This window comes from Kribbella sp. (genome assembly GCF_035655035.1).
GTDB lineage: Bacteria > Actinomycetota > Actinomycetes > Propionibacteriales > Kribbellaceae > Kribbella.
Map to the genome: position 1 here is coordinate 1 of NZ_DASRVN010000093.1, position 4,600 is coordinate 4,600.

The window sequence follows — 4,600 nt, forward strand, 5'->3', positions numbered from 1 at the left end:
ACCTGCGTACCCACCGGCAACTGCGGTCCCTGAACTGCCACGCAACCATCGTGCCTCAGCGTCGGGGGCATCGATGCGATGACAGAATGCGCACACATCAGTACGCTCGGTCCACCGAACTCCCGGTGTGAGAGGCCTTCCATGAGCTGTGCCCATTTTCTCTGGCGTCGACGAGTGTCCGCAGCAGTTCTCCTACTCTCCCTGACCGGGCTCGGCCTGGTCGCTCCCCCGGCACACGCCGACGGCCCCGGATCGGGTACGCCGTACGTCGTGACCGTTGGGGACTCCTACATCTCGGGCGAGGCCGGCCGCTGGGCCGGGAGCTCGAACGAGTCCGCGGCACCGGCCGACGCGCTCGGTGCGACCGCCTACTACGACAACGCGGGTCATACCGCCGAGCAGATCCCGCGGTGCCACCGCAGCCAGTCCGCGGAGGCGTACATCGGCGGCGGCGTCGGCGGGCTGAACCTGGCCTGTTCGGGCGCCCGCACCACGACCGGTACCGGCGAATACTTCAAGCCCGGCCTGGACTTCTACGACGACGGCGCCGGGCACCTCGGGCAGGCGAAGCTGCTGCAGCAGTTCGCGGCGAGCCACAACGTGAAGCAGGTCGTCGTCTCGATCGGCGGCAACGACTTCAACTTCGCGTCGATCGTCACCCAGTGCGTGCAGGACTTCCTGCTCTCACCGTCCTGGAACCCGGACTACTGCAAGGACGACTCGACGGTGGTCGCGAACTTCACGACCGCGAACGTCACCGCCGTCCGGGCCAAGATCGTGACCGCCTTCCAGAACCTGCGCACCGCGATGCGGAACGCCGGGTACGGCGACAACGCCTGGAACCTCGTCGTACAGACGTATCCGTCGCCGATCCCGTCCGCCAGCGGATTCCGGTACAGCCAGAGCGGCTACACCCGGCAGAGCACCGGCGGCTGCGGCTTCTGGAACGCCGACGCCGACTGGGCGAACAGCACCGCGCTGGTCACGATCAACAACACGGTCCGGGACGCGATCGGCCAGTCCGGCCTGAGCAACACCCGCCTCCTCGAACTCCAGTCCGCCTTCAACGGCCGCCGGCTCTGCGAGAAGGGCGTCGGCCTGTACGAAGAGGTCGGCCTGACCTCCTGGACCCAGCCGACCGCCGTCGACAGAACCGAATGGATCAACCAGATCCGCACCGTCACCACCGTCGGCTCGGACTACTACATCCAGGAATCCTTGCACCCGAACTACTGGGCCCAGCTCGCTCTCCGCAACTGCGTCCGCCAGACCTACACCCAGAACCGCGGCGGCACCTGCACCATCACCGGAACCGGCCTCGTCAACGGCGAACCCCGGATGACCCTCGGCTGAGAAACGAGTCGGCCGCCGTACCCGATGCGGGTACGGCGGCCGATTCAGTTCAGCTCAGGTTGAGCCCGGTGTCGTCCACGACGAACGACGTTTGCAGCGAGGAATCCTCGGTGCCGGTGAAGCTGATCGATACTGTCTGGCCGGCGAACGACGACAGGTTGAACGACTTGAGCGAGTAGCCGCTCGCCGCGTTCAGGTTCGAGTACATCGCCAGCGTCGTCGAGCCCGCCTTCACCGTGAGCGTGTCGTACTGCGACGACGTGGTCGTCTCCGCGGTGTCGACGTGCAGGTAGAAGGAGAACGTCGCCGAGCACCCGGCCGGGATCGTCACCGACTGGCTGAGCGTGTCGGTGTGCGTCTGGCCGTAGCCGTCCATCCACGCCTTCCAGGTGCCGCTGTGCGCGGGCTGGGAGGTGGTGTTGTCGACCACGCCGGTCGACGCCGTCCACGGGGCCGCCGTACCGGTCTCGAAGCCCGGGTTGCCGAGCTTCTGTCCGGAGCAGCTGCCGGTACCGCCGCCGACGGTGATCGTGAACTGCGCCGAACCCGAACCGCCCGCGCTCGCGGTCGCCGTCGCGGTGACGGTGAACGTACCGCTCGCGGTCGGCGTACCGGACACCGTGCCGGTCGACGAACCGATCGTGACACCGGCCGGCAGGCCGGTCGCGGACCAGGTGTACGGCGAGGTGCCGCCGGACGCGGTCAGCGTGAACGGCGTCAGCGCCGTGTTGACCGTGCCGGTCTTGTTGCCCGGGTTGCTGACCGTGACGCCACCGGTGGCGCTGCAGGTCGGGTCACCGGACTGCGCCGGTACGCTCACCGCGTCCCACGCCGCCTTGACGGTGTTGAACTCGGTGCAGCTGCCCGGGTACAGGTTCTTCGCCGCGGTCAGGGTCCAGGTCCGGTACTTCAGGTACGAGGCGCTGCTGGTCTTCATCAGCATCGCGTTGTACATGATCTTGATGGCCTTCTGGATCCCGAGACCGGTCACCGTCGAGTTGTTGCAGGTCGGGCTGGCCGGCGAGGCGTTGCTGCCTTGGGACAGCAGGTAGAACCAGTGGTTGCCGGGGCCGGCCGCGGCGTGCACCTCGGTGGTCGGGATCGAGCTCGAGTAGCAGTTCGGGTCGCCGAGCGCCGACGGGTTGTACATGTTCCGGATCGGGCCGTTGCCGACCAGGTTGATCTGCTCGCCGACCAGGAAGTCCGGCGTGTCGTACGGCGCGGGCTCGTTGGCGTACCACTCGGTGGACGCGCCGAACGTGTCCGCGACGAACTCCTGGGTGCCGTTGCCGGAGATGCCGCCCGGCGTGTGGTCGTCGATACCGTGACCCATCTCGTGCGCGACCACGTCGATCGAGCCGATCCACTGGTTCGCGGAGTTGTGGCCGATCTGCACCTGCGAGCCGTCGTAGTACGCGTTCTCGTCGGCCAGGCCGACCCGGATCGGCCACGCGCCGCCGTTGCCGTCCATGCCGTTGCGGCCGAGCCAGTCGGTCAGCATCTTCTTCTCGGTCTGCGCCGCGAACAGCGCGTCGACGCAGCCGGTCTCCTTGACCGTGGCGGTCCCGTTGCCCCAGTTGTCGTCCGGGCCGGTGAACGTGGTGTTGTTCGCCGCGTCCTGGCAGGACAGGTTGGTGATGTTCGGGTCCTTCATCGAGTACGTGCTGCCGGAGAGCGTGGTGTCCAGGTGCACCGGGTTCGGCCCGTTCCAGGCCGACGTACCGTTGCCGAACATCACGTGCTCCTTGGTACCGAGCACCTTGCCGCTCTGCGCGTCGACGTACACCGACAGGCTCGACGGCTCCGTGCCGTTGCTGCCGCTCACCCGCGACTGCCAGGCGAGCTTCGGGGTGCCGTTCAGGGCGTAGACCGCGAGCGTCGGCGTGGTCGAGGACTTGACCACCTTCAGCTGCTTGTTCGCGGCCTTCTGCGCGGCGGCGGCCGTCACCTTCGCCGTCGTCGACAGATCCGGTACGGCGGTGGTCTGGGCGACCGAGGTGGACTTCACGGCGCCCTTGCTGTCGGTGACGACGACGAAGTCGCCGCCGACCACGGGCAGCCCCTTGTACGAGCGCTCGTACGGGACGTACTGCAGACCGGACCGGTCCGAGATCACCGGTTTCGCGGTGAACTTGTCGTCCTTCGAGGCGTGCAGGGCGCTCGGCCGGCCGGCCACCAGCGAGGACGCTGAGCCGGCGGCGAACGCCTTCGACTGGGCGGCTGACGGGCGGGGCGGCGGTGCCGCACTCGGGGCGGCGCCTGCGGCCGACGTACCGAGTCCGGCGAGTGCTGCCGCGGCGAGGCTGGTGACCCCGATACCGGCTATCGCCAGTTTGGCGGCAGGCTTGCGGGAACGCTGGAACATGGTGGTCCCTTCGCGAGATGGTGCTGGGCGGGTTGCGCCTACGGCCGGACTGCAGACGGTGCACCAGTTCGCCTGGACCTCCGGCAGATTTTTCGGGAGTTGCCGCGGAAAATCCCCTTTCCATCCAACCCCGATGAATCGCGCCGGGGGGACACTATGTCCGGGGGTGGGGGCGGGCAAGGCGCTGTCGTGCCGTTGGCACCTCGATGACAACTGACCGCGTTGTCAGGACTACTTAGCGCTGACATGCGCGGCGCCAGGCTGAGAATCATCACGGCGCGCCGGGGCTCCGACGCGGACAGTCGTCAAGTTGCGCGGTCAGCGAACTGCTGGTGTTCTGGGGCAGACGTGAATGGCAGAATCGCGCAGACGGGCCAGGTGCCACTCGGCCGCGCCGCGGTGGTTGACCGCGGCGAGGTGCGGCTGCTGGGGCACGGTCCGGGACAGGGTGTGCTGCGGCGAGGTGCGTCCGCGGGGGCACGGTCCAGGACGGGTGTTGCGGCGAGGTACGGCCGCGGGGCGCGCCGGGGGCCGGTACCCGCGGGACCTACGGCTCGCGCGGCGCGACGGGACGACACTGGGGTGTAAGTGGAAACCGAATTCGTGCTGTCCCTCGGCGACCAGCGCTGGCCGCTGCCGCCCGGCGCCACCACGATCACCATCGGCCGCGCCTCCAACGCCGACATCCGCCTCCAGGCCGACGACCAGATCTCCCGCATCCACGCCCGCCTGACCCGCGACACCACCACCTGGACCCTCCACGACGAGTCCCGCAACGGCACCGGCCTCAACGGCCACCGCCTAACCACCCCCACCCCCCTAACCCCCGGCGACCGAATCCACATAGGCCGCTCCATCCTCACCTTCCACACCACCCCCGCC

The 4,600-nt window shown here is 68.4% G+C and carries 3 protein-coding genes; 2 read left to right on the top strand and 1 reads right to left on the bottom strand.

Annotated elements, in window-relative coordinates:
- The first annotated feature begins 174 nt into the window (after window positions 1–174).
- Entirely contained in the window at window positions 175–1,353 is a 1,179-nt protein-coding gene (locus VFF46_RS05535; RefSeq protein ID WP_325035924.1) for a hypothetical protein, read from the top strand.
- A gap of 49 nt (window positions 1,354–1,402) precedes the next feature.
- Here the strand turns inward: VFF46_RS05535 and VFF46_RS05540 are convergent, their stop codons facing one another.
- On the bottom strand, window positions 1,403–3,718 hold the full coding sequence (locus tag VFF46_RS05540; RefSeq protein WP_325035925.1) for a M4 family metallopeptidase: 2,316 nt from the start codon (window positions 3,716–3,718) through the stop codon (window positions 1,403–1,405).
- Between the two features lie 588 nt (window positions 3,719–4,306).
- Between VFF46_RS05540 and VFF46_RS05545 the strand changes: the two genes are divergently transcribed.
- On the top strand, window positions 4,307–4,600 hold a 294-nt coding region (locus VFF46_RS05545; protein WP_325035926.1), incomplete at its 3' end, for an FHA domain-containing protein.

What these genes read in the sequence shown, in the direction of transcription:
- VFF46_RS05540 (WP_325035925.1), bottom strand. Translation starts at nt 3,718, where the DNA reads ATGTTCCAGCGTTCCCGCAAGCCTGCCGCCAAACTGGCGATAGCCGGT.